Annotated in this window: 15 protein-coding genes and 1 other annotated feature; of the genes, 3 read left to right on the forward strand and 12 right to left on the reverse strand. The window is 37.9% G+C overall.

The genetic code is table 11. The features are described 5' to 3' along the window. Positions 1-67 precede the first annotated feature (67 nt). The 7 genes from IGJ99_RS11580 to IGJ99_RS11610 all read right to left on the reverse strand — a co-directional run bounded on the left by IGJ99_RS11580 (position 68) and on the right by IGJ99_RS11610 (position 5,940). On the reverse strand, positions 68-919 hold the full coding sequence (locus IGJ99_RS11580; protein ID WP_023520252.1) for a MetQ/NlpA family ABC transporter substrate-binding protein: 852 nt from the start codon (positions 917-919) through the stop codon (positions 68-70). A gap of 23 nt (positions 920-942) precedes the next feature. Beyond that, a complete protein-coding gene (locus IGJ99_RS11585; protein ID WP_438770843.1) occupies positions 943-1,629 on the reverse strand; it encodes a methionine ABC transporter permease in 687 nt (228 codons plus the stop codon). Further along, a complete protein-coding gene (locus IGJ99_RS11590; RefSeq protein WP_010734633.1) occupies positions 1,622-2,656 on the reverse strand; it encodes a methionine ABC transporter ATP-binding protein in 1,035 nt (344 codons plus the stop codon). The genes IGJ99_RS11585 and IGJ99_RS11590 overlap by 8 nt, the downstream gene beginning before the upstream one ends. A gap of 67 nt (positions 2,657-2,723) precedes the next feature. Beyond that, positions 2,724-2,973, reverse strand: a binding site (T-box leader). A 67-nt stretch (positions 2,974-3,040) separates the two neighbouring features. Beyond that, positions 3,041-3,379 carry a glycine cleavage system protein H gene (locus IGJ99_RS11595; RefSeq protein ID WP_010734632.1) on the reverse strand — a complete coding sequence of 113 codons (339 nt, stop codon included), beginning with the start codon at positions 3,377-3,379 and terminating at the stop codon, positions 3,041-3,043. A gap of 1 nt (position 3,380) precedes the next feature. Next, positions 3,381-3,737, reverse strand: a complete 357-nt coding sequence (locus tag IGJ99_RS11600; protein ID WP_010734631.1) for an arsenate reductase family protein — start codon at positions 3,735-3,737, stop codon at positions 3,381-3,383. A 6-nt stretch (positions 3,738-3,743) separates the two neighbouring features. Next, positions 3,744-4,931 (reverse strand): FtsW/RodA/SpoVE family cell cycle protein, encoded by a 1,188-nt coding sequence (locus IGJ99_RS11605; RefSeq protein WP_010734630.1) that lies wholly within the window; start codon positions 4,929-4,931, stop codon positions 3,744-3,746. 187 nt (positions 4,932-5,118) lie between these two features. After that, the gene (locus IGJ99_RS11610) at positions 5,119-5,940 is read right to left on the reverse strand and encodes a LysR family transcriptional regulator (RefSeq protein WP_010734629.1); all 822 of its coding nucleotides are present in this window, start codon (positions 5,938-5,940) and stop codon (positions 5,119-5,121) included. Between the two features lie 290 nt (positions 5,941-6,230). Here IGJ99_RS11610 and IGJ99_RS11615 point away from each other — a divergent pair, with 290 nt between their 5' ends. Both IGJ99_RS11615 and IGJ99_RS11620 read left to right on the forward strand, forming a co-directional pair. Continuing rightward, entirely contained in the window at positions 6,231-7,199 is a 969-nt protein-coding gene (locus IGJ99_RS11615) for a TDT family transporter (RefSeq protein ID WP_438770844.1), read from the forward strand. A gap of 122 nt (positions 7,200-7,321) precedes the next feature. Further along, positions 7,322-8,365 carry a YeiH family protein gene (locus IGJ99_RS11620; protein ID WP_023520254.1) on the forward strand — a complete coding sequence of 348 codons (1,044 nt, stop codon included), beginning with the start codon at positions 7,322-7,324 and terminating at the stop codon, positions 8,363-8,365. 87 nt (positions 8,366-8,452) lie between these two features. Here the strand turns inward: IGJ99_RS11620 and IGJ99_RS11625 are convergent, their stop codons facing one another. Further along, positions 8,453-8,917, reverse strand: a complete 465-nt coding sequence (locus IGJ99_RS11625; protein ID WP_010734626.1) for a methylated-DNA--[protein]-cysteine S-methyltransferase — start codon at positions 8,915-8,917, stop codon at positions 8,453-8,455. Between the two features lie 196 nt (positions 8,918-9,113). Between IGJ99_RS11625 and IGJ99_RS11630 the strand changes: the two genes are divergently transcribed. Next, positions 9,114-10,067 (forward strand): glycosyltransferase family 2 protein, encoded by a 954-nt coding sequence (locus IGJ99_RS11630; protein WP_137072797.1) that lies wholly within the window; start codon positions 9,114-9,116, stop codon positions 10,065-10,067. A gap of 1,379 nt (positions 10,068-11,446) precedes the next feature. Here the strand turns inward: IGJ99_RS11630 and IGJ99_RS11635 are convergent. The 4 genes from IGJ99_RS11635 to IGJ99_RS11650 form a co-directional block, all read right to left on the reverse strand. Continuing rightward, positions 11,447-13,687, reverse strand: a complete 2,241-nt coding sequence (locus IGJ99_RS11635) for a glycoside hydrolase domain-containing protein (protein WP_438770845.1) — start codon at positions 13,685-13,687, stop codon at positions 11,447-11,449. Positions 13,688-13,724: 37 nt separating this feature from the next. Next, positions 13,725-14,393, reverse strand: coding sequence for a BacL2 family protein (gene bacL2 / locus IGJ99_RS11640; protein WP_023520258.1), 669 nt, complete (start codon positions 14,391-14,393; stop codon positions 13,725-13,727). 97 nt (positions 14,394-14,490) lie between these two features. Then, positions 14,491-14,874 carry a phage holin family protein gene (locus IGJ99_RS11645; protein WP_153830130.1) on the reverse strand — a complete coding sequence of 128 codons (384 nt, stop codon included), beginning with the start codon at positions 14,872-14,874 and terminating at the stop codon, positions 14,491-14,493. 10 nt (positions 14,875-14,884) lie between these two features. Continuing rightward, positions 14,885-15,568: a LysM peptidoglycan-binding domain-containing protein gene (locus IGJ99_RS11650; RefSeq protein ID WP_153830129.1), complete on the reverse strand. Its 684-nt coding sequence runs from the start codon at positions 15,566-15,568 to the stop codon at positions 14,885-14,887. Between the last annotated feature and the right edge of the window lie 153 nt (positions 15,569-15,721).

A 15,721-nucleotide genomic window follows, 5' to 3' on the forward strand; every position in this document is an offset into this window, starting at 1 on the left:
GAATAAAATAGTTTTGTTCGTTTTTTCTCAAAAAAAGTCTAGGAATCATTCCCAGACTTTACAGGTTTTATTTTGCATCCGCATCGACAGATTTTACGGAGCCTTCCCATTGTTCTTCGATCCATTGACGAACATCTTCTTGATGCAAGACTTCAATCAATTTTTTGATCTTGTCGCTGTCTTCGTCACCTTTACGTGTCGCAATGATGTTGACATATGGTGAGTTATCTTTTTCTAGTAATACCGCATCTTCTAATGGATTCAATCCAGCGCCGTAAGCAAAGTTCGCGTTGATAGCTACTAGATCACCTTCATCATTTTGGTAGGTAGAAGCCAATAATGCTGGATCGATCGTATGATTGAATTTCAAGTTTTTAGGATTTTCATCGATATCATCAAATGTGGCTGTTTCTAAATCAACGCCGTCTTTGACTGTCACTAAACCAGCGTCTTTCAAGATCGTGATGATCCGTCCCCAGTCAGATTCTGAATTTGAAGTAATGATCGTTGCGCCATCTTCTAATTCAGAAATGTCTTTGATTTTTTTTGAATACAAGCCCATTGGTTCGATGTGGACAGCACCCGCATTGACAAAATCATAGCCTTTTTCGTCGATTTCTTTGTTCAAGTAAGGGATGTGTTGGAAATAGTTCGCATCGATGTCGCCTTCTGATAATGCTTGGTTTGGCAAGACATAATCGTCAAATTTGACGATTTCCAAATCAATGCCTTCGTCTTTCAAAAGAGGTTTCACATGTTCTAAGATTTCCGCATGTGGTGTTGGTGATGCGCCGATTTTCAAGGTTGTATCGTCGTCTGATGCGTTTGATGAGTCACTACTGCTTCCACCGTTTCCACATGCGGCTAATCCAACTGTCAGTAAAAGCGTTGCTGCAAATCCAAAAATTTTCTTTTTCATATCCTATATCCTCCTATTTCCTACTATCTTTTATCTGTTTTCTTCGTTAAGAAATCCCCGATTCCTTGAACAATAAATACAATGACTAAAATAATCAAGGTAGCGACAAAAGTCACTGTTAAATTACCACGTTGGTAGCCTTCTTGCCAAGCCAAGCCACCTAGACCGCCGGCACCGATTGCACCTGCCATGGCAGTAAAACCGATCATCGAGATCGTTGTTACAGTCAAACCTGAGATCAAAGCCGGGACACTTTCAGGTATCAAGACTTTCCAAATGATTTCCCAATAGCTCGCCCCCATCGCATCTGCGGCTTCTAAGACCCCAGGGCTGACTTCGCGAAACGCGATTTCTACAAGTCGAGCGTAAAAAGGAGCAGCGGACAACACGAGAGCTGGAATCGCTGCTTGTGCGCCTAACATCGTTCCCACGATTGCTTTGGTAAAAGGAATGATCAAGACCATCAAGATCATGAATGGTGTCGATCGGAAAATATTACTAATGATCGAAACGATGCCGTAAATGATCCGCGCATACGGTTTGTTTTTGCGACCAATCGAGTAAAGGATCAAACCAAGGATCAAACCGATGATGGTTACTAAGACCATGGAGATCAACGTCATGTATAACGTGTCCATGATGGCTTGTTGCATCGTCTCCAAGTTGATTTGGCTGAAATCAAGGTAGGTTTCTGTGAAGCTTTTATCCATGATGGATCACCTCCACTCCGACGCCTTGCTCTTTGATGAAGTTTTCTGCTTGGTCCAATTCGTTTTCCTCTCCGATCATCAAGGTAGTCAGTGAACCAAACGAGCCTTCTTTAGTTTGCTTGATTTTCCCATATACGACGTTGATATCCACATTGTAACGACGAATGGCTTGAGAAATCACTGGTTCGTTGGCGTTCGTTTCGTTGAAGGTCAATGTCACTAAGCGACCGTCTGGATTTTCTTTGATCAACTCTGCCAATAATTCAGTGGATTCAGCTTCTGGTTCGATGTCTTGTTGGACGAAACGTTTCGTGACTTCTTGTTGCGGATGACGGAAAACGGTCAACGCATCGCCTTCTTCTACGACTTGCCCACGCTCCATCACTGCCACTTTGTTACAGATTTTGCGAATAACGTTCATTTCATGAGTGATCAAAACAATCGTCAAGTTCAACTTTTTATTGATTGCTAATAATAAATCTAAGACCTCTTCTGTCGTTTGTGGGTCCAATGCACTTGTCGCTTCATCGCAAAGGAGGATTTCTGGCTCATTGGCTAACGCACGAGCAATCCCGACTCTTTGCTTTTGTCCACCGGATAATTGGGACGGATAAGCTTGTCCTCGTCCTTCCAAACCGACTAAACGGAGCAATTCTTCTGCTCTTTCTTTCCGTTGTTGTTTCGATACACCGGCTAATTCCAAAGGGAACTGGATATTTTCTAGTACGGTACGTGACCACAATAGATTGAAATGTTGAAAAATCATGCCGATTTTTTTACGAAAAACGCGTAATTCTTTATTTTTTAATTTAGTAATGTCTTGGTCGTTGACAATTACTTGACCATCTGTAGGTAATTCCAAGCCGTTCAACAAACGAACTAACGTACTCTTACCAGCACCGGAATAACCGACGATGCCGTAAATGTCGCCTTGTTCCACTTGTAGTGAAACGTCGTTGATAGCGTGGATCGTCCCATGTTTCCCGCCAAATGTTTTCTTGACATTCGTCAATTGGATCAATGACATATCGTTCACATCTTTCTTTACTTATTTTCTCTTAGACAACAAAAAAACTTTCGTCCTTTGCGTTTAGCAAAAGGACGAAAGTTTAGACTTCCGTGTGACCACCTTGATTCGCTGCTATTTCACAATAACAACCTCGTTCAGTACTTGACGCTAGTCGCATACTGCTGTGCTATAACGGGCACTCCCGTAGTCAGTTTGCTTGCGCTCACTCACTCTGCTCTAAGACCATCTTCCATCTCATTTCAGTTACCCTTTCACAGCAAACCGGGCTCTCTTGAAACATCTGTGACATGTACTCTTCTTATCAAAGCTTTCAATATGATTGTTTATGATTATAGCAGTTACAAGAATCAGTGTCAAACATTTATTTGAACATCGTGTTTCTTAAAGTGCGTCGAATTCTGCTGCATCGACATCTTTAAAACTCAATAACCACGCAGTCATTTCATCTTCATCGTTCAAAACAGCGATATTCTCACTGATTTTTTCATTCACAGATGAGACTGTTCCAGATAATGGACTTGCAAATTCAGTGACTGCTTTTTCTGCTTCTACTTCAACTAGTGCATCGCCTGCTTGATACGCTTTACCGATTTTTGGTAAGTTGGCAAACGTGATCTCACCTAGATCTTCTTGCGCTTCTTTTGTCAAACCTACACAGTATTCTTTTCCATTAAATAAAATCCAAAGGTTATCTTTCTTCTTTAAGTGTTTCCCAGCCATTTTAATTGAATGCTCCTTCGTATATTTTTTCATTAAAACCGATTGTGACCAGTTGATTGTCTTTGACGATCAATGGACGTTTGATCAACATGCCGTCCGTAGATAACAGCTGACTTGCTTCTGTGAGGGATAATTCATCGATTTGGTCTTTTAGACCAAGTTCACGGTACTTCATCCCGCTTGTATTAAAGACACGTCGAAGCGGCACATCGGAATGCTTCAACCATGATTCGATCGTTTCTGCCGTAGGCGTATCTTTGACCATGTCGACCGCTTGATACGTTACTTGATGATTGTCGAGCCAAGCCTTGGCTTTTCGACAAGTGGAACACTTTGGGTACTCATAAAAAGTAAACAACTTACGTTACCTCCTAGAATTTTTTACCGGTGCTTCATTTTGATAACGCATAGATAAGATCAATCCGATCCCAATCATATTCCCTAAGATCGATGAACCCCCTTGACTGATAAACGGCAATGGAATCCCAGTTAATGGAAGTAAGCCGATATTTGCGCCAATGTTTTCAAAGACATGGAATAAGAGCATCATGATCAATCCACTTGCGATATAGGCATAAAACTCATTGTTCGTATCGAAGCAGACACGTATCATACGATAAATCAATACAAAATACAAGAAAATGACAAATGCGCCACCAATAAAGCCAAAATTCTCGCCAATGACAGTGAATATCATATCCGATTCTCGGACTGGCACGTAAATGTTGCTGACGTTAAAGCCTTTTCCGAACATCCCACCTGTTCCGATTGCTAAAATCCCTTGGGCGGGTTGGAAGCTAAAGCCCGACGTATCATGAAATGGATCGAGCCAAGAATCGATTCGGGCAAATTGGTAAGATTTGAACCCAACAGTATATAGGAATTCTCTTCCTGATTCTGTGGTCACAAGGAAAATCGTTCCTGCCCCCACAATAAATGCTAAAGCAAAGATCGGACCAATGATTTTCCAAGAAATCCCTGACATCAAAAAGACGCCACCAAAGATCGCCAGAAAGACGAGCATCGTCCCAAAGTCTTTTTGCGCCATGACTAACGCAATCACAGGAATCGAAATGATCAACATCTTTGCAATCAGCCAAAAATCAGATTTGATTGTGCGAACTTTGACTTGCGTATTGTGCTTCGTTACGATCAACGCCAGCATCAAAATATAAGCGATCTTCATCAGCTCGGCTGGTTGAAATGTGACACTTCCAAAACGGAACCAGTTTTTTGAACCAGTACTTGCCGCCAGATTTTGGTCGTAAAATCGTAAGAGCAACCCCATGACAAGCAATCCTAGTCCATAGAGATACGGTGTCAATTTCCAGATCCATTTTGAATTGATCCGCATGACGATTGCAATCGCTACTGCTCCCACAAGGTACCAAATGATCTGCATCCCGACACCTCTTGTCACAGAAGGACCGTTTGGATCATGTGTCAATGCAACGTATAAGGATAAAATCCCAATCAAACATAATAAAAATACTGGTAGAATGACTCCGTAATCAATGCGGTTATCATTCGAAGTTTTTATTTTTTTTTCCATTTTTCATCCCTTTTCCTAAAAACCATACTGCCCTATATTATAGCTGTCTCCTTCTATAAATGAAAGCCAAAGCAAATGAGATTTGCGAAAAATTAATCTTATTCATTTCTCTTTATCCTTTCTTAAGATAAAAACGAAAAAAACGCTTATTCAAGGGAGAAGTTCTATTGATTCCGTCTGATATTTTTCATTTTTTCTTTTCCTTTTTATAGAAATCCAAGATCTCATTTCCTACTTCTAATAACCGTTCAGAGGTCAAATGGGTCCGTTGGATCAAATAGAACTGACGAGATTCAGCTAAAGGTTCAACGTGTATCCCTTTTGGTACTGCTCGTTTGGATAATATGGATCGTCCGATTCCTTCTTTCAACATCGCCACAATGACTTCATTACTTTTTACAAGCATTTTCTTCCCTTGGATATTCTTTTCTTCAAAATAACGTTGCGTGTAATGGAACACACCTGAAGAAGATTCCCTGACTAGCCATAGCTCACTCTTAGGATCACCTGCAACGACCAACGCATCTTCAAGTAAAGAAAAGCGTTGTACTCCGGTTGTTTCTAAAGGTTTTTCGATAAAACCAAAATCAGCTTCATGTTTTGCCACTTGCTCCAAACTCTCATGAGAATTCGCAAAAGCAATCGAAAACTTGATTTTTGGAAAACGCACGATCAACTCTTTCATCAATTGAGGCAATAAATACACCGCAAATGTATGGGAAGCGACGATCCGGCACACTTCTTCTTCATTTTTTTCATCCGCTAATTGTTGTTGCGTTGTTTCCCATTCTTCCAATAAAACCAATGTTCGTTCATAAAGCAAATCCGCTTGTTTTGTCGGTTTCATCTCTTGTCGTCCATTACGTTGGAAAAGTTCCACCCCAAGATCCCGCTCCAATTGTTTGATTTGATTGGACACCGCAGGTTGAGACAAATAGAGTAATTCAGCGGTTCGCGAAAAATTTCTTGTTTCATAAACGACACGAAAGGTTGTTAATAACTTAAACATCTAACCACTTCCATTATCTTTTTTTATAGTAACTATAATAACTATTTGATTTAAATATATCAAAAAGACTCTATAATGAAAAGTGTAAGGAACAGGTTGTGGACCTTCAGTTACACACACCTCACAGCCTTCCAGACAGCTTACTGCAATGATAAGGAGAAGCATCCATGCGATTTGTTTTTTCCCATTGAAAAACTTTACTATTCTTCGTAACAAGCAGTTTTCATCGTTGGCTACTTATCGTTGCAACGAGTCTGTCCTTGATTATCAATAAAAAAGGAGAGTAATGTATGAAGCATTTCTTGAAGATTGTTCCGATCCCGATTTGTGGGTTGATCCTTGGATTGACTTCTTTAGGGAATCTTTTAAAAGACTATCATTTGACACATGTAGGGAATTTTGTAGGTGCGATCGGTATGCTTTTGATGCTGTTGATCATCGGCAAACTGATCCTTTTATTTGAACACACGAAGCAACATCTATATGATCCAATCGTCGCTTCCGTCTCGCCGACCTTTACGATGTCTTTGATGGTCATCTGTACGTATTTTGTTTCTTTCAAATCAATTGCGCCAATCGTCAAATTGATTTGGTTAGCCGCAGTGATCTTCCAAATCATCTTGGTTCTGTACTTTAATTACCATCATGTAGTTAAAGCAGACTTGTCAATAGAAGTAATTTTTCCAAGCTGGTTTATCGTGTATGTTGGTTTTGGTGTCATCACAGTAACTGCTGGAAACTTTTCTCCGATCCTTGGAAAGATCTTCTTCTGGCTTTCGTTAGCTTGTTATGTCGTACTACTACCAATCATCATCCATCGAATTTTCTTTGTCAAAAATATGGCGCAACCAACCTTGCCATTGATTGCGATTCTTGCAGCACCTGGTTCTTTGTGCCTGACAGGGTACTTAAAAAACTTTGAAGACCCAAATTTGGCCTTAGTCATGACGTTGTTCCTTGTTTCGCAAGTACTTTACTTTATAGTTTTAGCCATGTTACCACGTCTGTTATTGCTTGATTTTTATCCAAGCTTTGCAGCCTTTACTTTCCCATTGGTAATCTCTGCTACAGCAATCTCTACTGCCACTGCTTATTTCCATCAATTAGGGTTTGCTACAGGGATCTTAGATGGATTGAAAGTCATCGAGTGTTTGATTGCCTGTGGCATGATCGCTTACGTCTTAGGACACTATGCCATCTACTTGATTAAAGAACACAGTCAACATAAACATCACCTTTCAAAGGGATTGATAGAATAGACTTCACCTTCTGTCTTTTTCACTTAGTAAAAAGGCAGAAGGTTTTTTTGTATTCACGAAGAAACAATTAAATGATACTATATTTTAGAAAAACTTTTTCTTAAATGAAAGGAAAGAATCAAATGAATGCTTTATTCACTTATATAAAAACGCTGAAAAAATTTGGTGGCCGAAAAATCTTACCCGGACTATTACTCGCCTTTTCTGTCGCAGTCATTAGTCGGCTACTGGGACCCTTTGTCCCTCAACTCGGTGCAGGAACGATTGCGATTTTACTTGGTATCGTCTTAGGAAACACCTTGTTTAAGCAACCTGAACTTGCGGTGGGTACCAAATTTGCCGAAAGTAAACTATTAGAATGTTCCGTTTTCTTGCTTGGTGCAACTGTGACGATCCAAACGATTGCACAGATTGGTATCAAAGGTGTAACTTTCGTGTTACTCCAAATGACTGTCACGATTCTTGGTGCCTATTTCATCGGAAAAAAACTATTGTTCAGCGATACATTTTCCTTGATGATGGCAGGTGGAAACGCCATTTGCGGTTCTTCAGCCATTGCTTCGATTGCTCCAGTGATCCATGCAGATGAAGAAGAAAAGGGCCAAGTCATTACCTTGGTCAATCTTTTAGGAACAGTGATGATGTTGACACTTCCCTTTTTAGGTCTCCAACTCTTTGGTGATCAACTGATCGAAAAAAGTGCACTTATAGGTGGTACTTTACAATCCGTTGGACAAGTTGTTGCTGGAGCAAGTCTATTAGATACTTCAGTCGTGCAATTTGCAATGCTGTTTAAAATCATGCGGATCATGATGCTTGTGGTCGTGGTCTTCCTCTTTGAAAAATTTATGAAAAAAAAACAGCCGGCCGTCTCTTCAACGTATACGCCAAAAAACCACAAACGAAAAATGCCACTTCCTTGGTACGTTTTAGGCTTCTTGATCGTGTGTTTAATCAACAGCTTCTTTACCATTCCCCATGTGATTGATCAAAGCGCTAGTTTTATTAGTGGTTGGTTTGAGGTCACTGCATTAGCCGCGATTGGCTTACGTTTGGATTTTGCAAAGTTCATGAAAGAAGGAAAACGATTCTTGACGTATGGATTGACTGTGGGACTTTTACAAACGATCATGGCTTTATTCTTTATTTGGTTGATCAAACTATAAGTAAAAATAAGCACCAACACCTCGGAAAGATTTTCTATTTCGAGGTGTTGGTGCTTATTTATCTGTGCTGTCAGCTAGTAGTACAGCCTAATGAGCTAAAATATTTTCAAGCACTAATAGTTGCCGTTTGATCACTAACCCATTTTCAGCTTTCCCCATATACCCAGTCAATTGTCCATTTTGCCCAATCACTCGGTGACAAGGAATAACGATTGGTAGAGGATTCAAACGATTGGCTTGACCAATCGCACGAGCTGCCTTTGGTTGCCCGATTGCCTGTGCCACTTGTTTATATGTGCGACTTTGTCCATAAGGGATTCTTGTGAGCACTCGCCAAACCTTTTGTTGAAAGGCTGTTCCTCTTTGGAAAGATAAAGGTACATCGAAAACGTGTCTTTCACCTGAAAAATACTCTTCCAGCTGTTGTTTTGCCAAGGATAAAATCTGAGCATTTGCTTCTTCATTTTCAGAAATTCGTTCAAAAGAGACAGCTGTTAATCCTTTTTGATCGGCATCAAGCCATAAAGGACCGATTGGTGTTTCAATTTTCATTTTTGTCCGCCTTCCTCCTCACTTATTTTATTTATCATCTATGATTCAAGAAAAAAAAGCAACCTAAAAGTTTATTTAATGCCATAGAGATGGTACACTGAATAAGGCGCTTATAACATATTTTATTTTTGTTATTTAAGCATACTTTTATTTATATAGGTTATATGAAAAAAACATGCTTGAAAGGAACGAAAACATGAAAATATCAATTGTCATCCCTTGTTTTAATGAAGAAAAAACTGTCCCACTTTTTTTTGACGAAGTCGAAAAATTTCGTGGCGATTACGAGTTCGAGTATCTTTTTATCGATGATGGGTCAAGTGATGGCACATTGGCTGCCATCAAAAAATTAGCGAATGTACATGAATCCGTTCGTTTTGTCGCTTTTTCACGAAATTTCGGAAAAGAAGCTGCACTATATGCCGGCCTGCAAGCCTCTACAGGAGACCTTGTCACTGTCATGGACGTCGATTTACAAGATCCGCCTGAATTATTACCAGTGATGATCGATAAAGTCATCAACTCCGATATCGATTGTATCGGTACACGCCGTTCTACTCGTGAAGGTGAACCAGCTATCCGTAGTTTCTTTGCGAAGAAATTTTACCAATTGATCAATAAAATCAGTGATACTGAAATGATTGACGGTGCAAGAGATTATCGCATGATGACTCGCCAAATGGTGGATGCGGTCTTAGAATTAGCGGAATACAATCGCTTTTCAAAAGGACTATTCAGTTGGGTAGGATTCAAAACTGAGTATCTCTCATTTGAAAATCGCGAACGCGTTGCCGGTGAAACGTCTTGGTCATTTTGGAAATTATTCAACTATTCAATTGATGGGATCGTCAATTTTTCTGACACGCCATTGAACATCGCCTCATTTGTTGGTGCATTATCATGTATCGGTTCAGGAATCGCCATATTATTTATTATTTTACGTGCGTTATTATTTGGTGATCCAACTTCCGGTTGGCCTTCACTCGTCTCGATCGTTTTATTCATCGGCGGAATCCAACTCCTTTGTCTTGGCATCATTGGGAAATATATCGGGAAAATCTTCCTAGAAACGAAAAAACGCCCAGTCTATATCGTACGGGAAACTGAAAAACAAAAAGCCCACCAAATTGGGGAACAAACAGATAAATAAGTAATGAATGAAGCTATCCTTTCAAATTAGAGGGTAGCTTTTTCTTTTATGATAGCCAGTTAAAATAACTCTCATTATAAAAAATATTTTAACTGATTGCGTTTTATCTATCCATTCATTGCGTATACTTATAGATGATAACGTTTCTATCTGTTAATTATAGCTGATAGCATTTTTTATGTTAGATTTTTGACTAATCCGTAAGAATGGAGTTATTACATGGATAATTTTTTAGTAATAGTTGCTTACTTTTTTCTCTCTCTTCTCTATATATTTTTATTCTCATTGGCTTTTTTTTTTTTTTTAAATGGAAAAATATCGTAAACAAATCTTCGAGAATAAATACTTATTACCAGATATTGAATACACAAAAGAGTATTATTTGATTACGAAAAGAAGTAATCTATTTGTTTTTACTGGCTTAACTTCTTGTATCATAGCTGGCATATTTTTGATAAATAACAAATATTACTTAACTTTAGGATGCGCCTTATTTGCTGTACTCTGCTTACACTTATCTCTAGACAAATGGCGATACTTTAAAAGAACAATCTCTCAAGGTTACCTAGTAACCTACAGAAAAAACTATATTCTATCTATTTTTTTACAGAACCAGAAGAGCAACAAAAGATTCTTTCTAGGCAAAGAGTCATGCTTGTACTCGCATACCTAGGAGCTTTTTCAGCAATTATAATTGTAAATTGTATTCTTTGTTCTAAAATTTTTGATTTGTAAGAATGATTAAGTAAATTTCCCCTGTAAGGCACTATGCAGAAAGTTATTCAAGAAGCTTTACATATTTATAAAAGAGGAGAAACAGCATGCATAATTTCTTGGTTATGACCAGTTATTTTTTTCTATTACTTATGTTAATTACATTAGTATTCTTAAGCTACATAAACACTAAGATAGAAGTGTTCAAAAAGACAGTAATTAAACGTAATATTCTGAGTTTCAGTACAGCTGAAGCAAATGAATATATTCCGATTCTTAGAAAAAGTAATCGTTTTATACTTTTCTCATTAATTTCTTGTATTTTGTCAATTTTTTTTATAACCGAGAATAACATACCTTTCTCCATACTATTTATTATCCTAGGTATAATTTTTTGTCTTGTAGCTTTACAAAAATGGCGATATTTAAAAAAAACAATTTTAGCAGGATATTTAATCATTACTAAAAAAAAGAATCATTTTACTTATTTTTTCACTAATTTAGAAGAGAAACAAAAAATCCTGTCCTGGCAAAGCAAAATGATCTACTCAGTTTACTTGATATTTATTTTTGGTTCCTTGTCACTGTTTATTGGTTTAATGACTACAGTTTAACAAGATAAACCAAAGTGCTTTTCAACTTTGATTTATCTTGTTTCCTGATTGTTATGCTCCAATAAAATGAGAATATATCCCCATTAAAGTGATACCAATTACTGCTAGTGCAGCAACAACGGTTGAAATAGAACCAGTAATACCAACAATAATTGCTCCTATAGCACCTATGATAGCTGAACCGTACGCATAAAGCATTACAACGGCTGTGGTTGATACCAATACCCCAACAATTAGCTTAGTATCCCACTCAAACGTCCCATTCTCCAACTGTTCTACGACGTCCTGATAAACTGGATCTGGTAAGGGGGAATCAACAAGCGGACGTAAGTAAATCTCAATCTCTAATTGAAATTTGGATGTAATTTCATGGTCTCCGTGCTTCAACTCTTTCTCAAAGGTCATCAAGATACGTGTACCTATTAACCCTTCTTTCGTTGCTAATCCAACTGCAATCGCTCCATTATCTACTTTTGGTCCAAGTTCGTTGATGACATCTTCAAAACTTTTTGTGTCTCCTTTAAGATACTCACTGTATTCCACGATCGACTCAGTGATTTCATTGTAATAAGGAGACATATCCACTTTTTTATCCTTCACTAATACAGAAATCCCATATTCTTCTCCTGAAATAGACCACTCCATATGAGGTTTCAAATAGACCACGTAATTTGGTGCTGGCTCTATACGTACTTCTTGTTCAAATTCAAATGCTGTTTCTGCTACACCGAAATTTTTATACAGCTTCAATAACTCTCTTTTCGCAATTGCTTCTGGCGATACAGAAAAAGATGAAATACCTCGATCTCTACCTGACACAGCAACTTTATCGATACCTACTCCCGCTGTGGTCAGTTCAATAAACTGATCAAATGCCCATTGTTTAGGCATAGGAAATCCTAAATTACCACTAAAGCCTGAGGACATATTAGATACAAAAGCTTGAGTTGCATAACTCGCATCAATGATTTTCTGACAAACATTTCTAGTACCATAAACGCCAACATTATATGTCTGGTCTGATGAAAGAATTGACCATACTCCCGCAAAATAAGGTAAGACGGTTCCGGGGATATTTCCGTCTTGAATATCCACATCACATGCAAAATAAATGGTTGTTCCTAAAGGAAAACCTAAGTTATATGCTGCTTCAATCGCCAGTTTTCCATCTTTTAGGCCTTGATCTTGCGTGAAATAAGATTCATACCAACCGCCATCTTGGTAGATAGGAAAAATAGCTAAGCCAACTTGTGTAATTGCTTCTATCTCTTCGAATGATAAACTTTTATCACGTTCGTCGGCTCCTGTTCCAACCGTACCTGTCAAGTAGCGTCCAACAATCGAAAAACCTTGTGATTTCAAACCTTCCGCTGTTTCTTTAGTCAAAATTGTCGAGGTGTCAAAGGCCTCTGCTGAACGATTCGTGTTCCCGTTTGATGTTAGTAAACCTTTCATCACGGTTAAATCCGACGTTTGATTATACGGTGGCAATACCATAAACTGTCGGAAAGCAAGAATTTGCTCCGCAATATATGACGTAAAGTTTCCTGAAAAATCACCTTGTTTGTTATAACCGTTCACATAAAGACCGTATTGCAAAATTCGAACAAATGGACCGATGTCTCCTTGATTTAGTACTGGGGTACCCGCTTCAGTCCCAGGACCATAATTACCATTTGCTGTATTTGTATCCATACCAATTTCTGCTTGAAGACCATAAATCAATGCTGTATTGGTTTGACGCTGATAAACGCCATCACAAGGCAAAATCCCCGTATATTGCCAGTACTCTCGATTCAATCCTTGTTGCATCGAGCGAATCGTCGCATCTCCACTTGGTACTAAAACAAAAGCGCTCATATCAAACAAGGCTTTGGCCCATGTGGAATCTAATGTACTATTGACTGATTCAAATCCTGCGGCAATTTTTAACTGCTTTATTGCATTGTCATTGTCCGTTGTGTAAATGGTATTAAACTTTCCAGTTCCCATTCCTTTACAACGAAATGCACCATCAATCAACTTTACAAAATTACTTTCATATGTGTTGATTAGATTGGGGGTGACTTCTTTATCCCATAAAGCAGAAGTGGTAGCACCGAAGTTATCAACTAATGTCGTAATTCCTAGTTCATGTTGTACCGCTCGAATCAATCCATAAATCGTATTCCATCCAGTATAACCATCTTCCGGTACTGAACCAAAGCCTGCTACATTTCCATATGTCTCATTCAACCATTGCTGTACCTCTAACACCCAAGGATCACGTGTTTGTTTTGCTTTCTTATCCATTCTTTTCACTCCTCAACATTATTTTGATTCGAATCACTTAGATATGTTGAGATTTTTTAGAATTTGTGACAGTATTCAGGAAATATTTTTCTTGAAGCAAATATTTTTTTAAGCGTTTCTTCATTCTCTCCACTCTTTTACGCACTGACGGATGGTAGTCCTTTTCTGAAAACATGATTTTCGCTGCTTCAGAACAAGTAAACCCTTCAACTAGCAATGAAAAGAAGAACCCATCAAGTGGTTCTTGCTTTTGATAATTACAAACCATCTCTTTTAAATCGATAGTTGAATCAATTTCCACCGATGACTGACTCTCTATAAATCCAGGATCTAAAGATTGCCAACGCCCAGCATCATAAGTAATCCCATTTTTGTCATTCTTATTGTTTGAACTTTTTTTGTAAAGACGCCATACATCTTTCTCAGCAATTGCTAAGCGATAGAGAAACAAATTTTTAAACTTCAACTCTTTCTTCTTTCTTTCCAGTCGATAATCTTCAATCGCTTTCCATGTAGCTAACAGATAAGTACTATAAAAATCTTCAAAAGGTATGTATACGCCCAATTTCTCTGCTGAAATTTGGGCATTTTTAGCACTTTTTTTTAAATATGGAAAAAAATCTCTGAGTATTGCTTCCAGTAACTCTCCATTTTGTTCTATTACATACAAATCCACTCTTTCTGTTATGCTTATCCAAAAACTCATCATTAGCCACTCCATTCATTCTTTTGAAAGGATATGTCGATAAGTTGAATAAATCTGTGACATAGAATCTACTCTTTATTTTTCTATTTTTTGGATATTAGCTGCCTTTTTTTAATTTCTGTTCAATCGATTCGATGATCTGACGAAAATATTTTGTTAGATTTGTTTCTGCCATATTCTCTAAAATACTTCCGATTTCCGTCAGTACTAAGAATGTTGTAAATACTTGCACTAGTGTGAATTCAAGTTGAACATTATTTTTTGATAGAACGATGTCCACGACGCCTGTCAAAATCAATAAAATAAAATGACTAAGCTTCTTCCACAGACCTTGCCAGCTCAAATTAGAATACCAAGTTCTTTGTACTTTCGCTTTTAGCCAACCAGTGAATAAATCTAATAAAATCAACAAAAAGAAGATATGAATCAATTCTTTTTCAGTTTCAAATAAATGTATAAAAATCTCCATTTTACTAAACATTATCTCCCTCTTAACTGATAACTTCGCAACATTTTTCGTAATAGAATTTACGTGAAGCTAATCCATTGTATCCACCATTTACTTTAAATGTCACTTGTTCAACAGTAGGTGATAATAAACAGAAATCATTCATCCCATTGACCTCCCACCAATAGCCAGCACTTGACCAAGGATATCTTTCAGCCACATAAGTTACTCCTTGATTGACAACTTCTGGATCTGCGATTGATAAAGAAAACTGTGTATAATTATAACGACCAGTTAGTTGAATAAATCCTGCCCCTTTGAATTTTCTACCATCCCCACTAAAAACATTTCCAAGGTCACTACGCCCTTCATAAGCTTCTCCAGAAGCAAGTTCTATGCGCCATTTCCCACAACCTGACTCGTGACTACACTGGCTAATAAAATGCTGTAAAGGATTAAGTTCAGTGATACGATACACGTTGATGCACTGATTTAAATCGTTGATTATCTGCTCTGAAAAATTACTCCATCCAATTGCTTCAAGTTGGCTCCTAGTAATCTTTCGCGTAAGTGTATCATTCGACTCTTTCATGATCATCAGCTCTTGCCCAACTAAAATAAAGTCAGGATTTTTGATTCCATTCCATTGTTGTAATTGACTAACTGATACCCCAAATTTTTCACCAATCCTACTTAACGAATCTCCAGATTTTACAACATACTTCATTTTGATTCTCCTCTCAAAATTTTTGCGTATTTAAATACGTTTAATATGTCGATAAAATGAAGAAAATTGTGACAAAAAAGCATCGGCAGAATACCGATGCTTTAAATCGCTTATTTATTTAATGACTTATAAATAGATTGAGCACAAAAAATA

It is taken from the genome of Enterococcus sp. AZ095b (genome assembly GCF_051714725.1).
Lineage (GTDB): Bacteria > Bacillota > Bacilli > Lactobacillales > Enterococcaceae > Enterococcus_B > Enterococcus_B pernyi.

Excerpts from the sequence above, each read along its gene's own strand:
- IGJ99_RS11580 (WP_023520252.1), bottom strand. The coding sequence starts at position 919 with ATGAAAAAGAAAATTTTTGGATTTGCAGCAACGCTTTTACTGACAGTT.
- IGJ99_RS11585 (WP_438770843.1), bottom strand. The coding sequence starts at position 1,629 with ATGGATAAAAGCTTCACAGAAACCTACCTTGATTTCAGCCAAATCAAC.
- IGJ99_RS11590 (WP_010734633.1), bottom strand. The coding sequence starts at position 2,656 with ATGTCATTGATCCAATTGACGAATGTCAAGAAAACATTTGGCGGGAAA.
- IGJ99_RS11595 (WP_010734632.1), bottom strand. The coding sequence starts at position 3,379 with ATGGCTGGGAAACACTTAAAGAAGAAAGATAACCTTTGGATTTTATTT.
- IGJ99_RS11605 (WP_010734630.1), bottom strand. The coding sequence starts at position 4,931 with ATGGAAAAAAAAATAAAAACTTCGAATGATAACCGCATTGATTACGGA.
- IGJ99_RS11610 (WP_010734629.1), bottom strand. The coding sequence starts at position 5,940 with ATGTTTAAGTTATTAACAACCTTTCGTGTCGTTTATGAAACAAGAAAT.
- IGJ99_RS11615 (WP_438770844.1), top strand. The coding sequence starts at position 6,231 with ATGAAGCATTTCTTGAAGATTGTTCCGATCCCGATTTGTGGGTTGATC.
- IGJ99_RS11620 (WP_023520254.1), top strand. The coding sequence starts at position 7,322 with ATGAATGCTTTATTCACTTATATAAAAACGCTGAAAAAATTTGGTGGC.
- IGJ99_RS11625 (WP_010734626.1), bottom strand. The coding sequence starts at position 8,917 with ATGAAAATTGAAACACCAATCGGTCCTTTATGGCTTGATGCCGATCAA.
- IGJ99_RS11630 (WP_137072797.1), top strand. The coding sequence starts at position 9,114 with ATGAAAATATCAATTGTCATCCCTTGTTTTAATGAAGAAAAAACTGTC.
- IGJ99_RS11635 (WP_438770845.1), bottom strand. The coding sequence starts at position 13,687 with ATGGATAAGAAAGCAAAACAAACACGTGATCCTTGGGTGTTAGAGGTA.
- bacL2 (WP_023520258.1), bottom strand. The coding sequence starts at position 14,393 with ATGAGTTTTTGGATAAGCATAACAGAAAGAGTGGATTTGTATGTAATA.
- IGJ99_RS11645 (WP_153830130.1), bottom strand. The coding sequence starts at position 14,874 with ATGTTTAGTAAAATGGAGATTTTTATACATTTATTTGAAACTGAAAAA.
- IGJ99_RS11650 (WP_153830129.1), bottom strand. The coding sequence starts at position 15,568 with ATGAAGTATGTTGTAAAATCTGGAGATTCGTTAAGTAGGATTGGTGAA.